The 657-nt window shown below is 60.9% G+C and carries 1 protein-coding gene; it reads left to right on the top strand.

The window, feature by feature from the left end:
- Nucleotides 1-270: 270 nt before the first annotated feature.
- Nucleotides 271-657 (top strand): IS110 family transposase (locus tag SB786_RS35550; protein ID WP_410731478.1); only part of this gene is annotated, 387 nt, incomplete at its 3' end.

The following is a 657-nucleotide window of genomic DNA, read 5'->3' as shown; positions in this document are numbered from 1 at the left end:
CTGCGAATAAGTTGTCCATCGGGCGTTGCCCGACCCCGAGGGATGAAACGGACGCAGACGTTGGGAGCGGTACCAGCCGGGCGTAATATGAGCGTGCAGCGGTGATCGAGGTCGGCCACTCAGTGGTGCGTGAAGCCCGTGAATAAGTTGGACCCGCAGCCCTGCGCGCACCCCAAATTGTGACTGCGGGTGAAGTTTGCCCCGGAACACGCTTGCTAGAGTTCGATAACGAGGGCTGCTGCCGCTGCCAATCATCTGGCAGGAGGTTCCATGCAGATACTCTATCCCCGCTGTGCAGGCCTTGATGTGCACAAGGACATCATTGTGGCCTGTGTGCGCTGTGTCTCGGCGCCCACACACCAGGAAGTGCGCAGCTTTGGTAGTACCACGACCGGACTGCTGGCACTTTCCGACTGGCTGACCGAACACGCTTGCACGCACGTCGCCATGGAGGCGACCGGCGTGTACTGGAAGCCAGTCTGGCACATTCTCGAAGGCCACTTCGAGCTGATACTGGCCAATGCGCAGCACATTCGCAACGTGCCTGGACGCAAGACTGACGTCAATGACGCGATGTGGATTGCGGACCTGCTGGCCCATGGGCTGATCCGCGCCAGCTTCGTGCCGCCTGCGGCCACTCAGGAACTGAGGGACTTG

The organism is Burkholderia sp. SIMBA_062 (assembly GCF_046534765.1).
Classification (GTDB): domain Bacteria; phylum Pseudomonadota; class Gammaproteobacteria; order Burkholderiales; family Burkholderiaceae; genus Burkholderia; species Burkholderia ambifaria.
The sequence above is the reverse complement of the archived record's forward strand: the minus strand, read 5'-3'. Positions and strand labels throughout refer to the sequence as shown.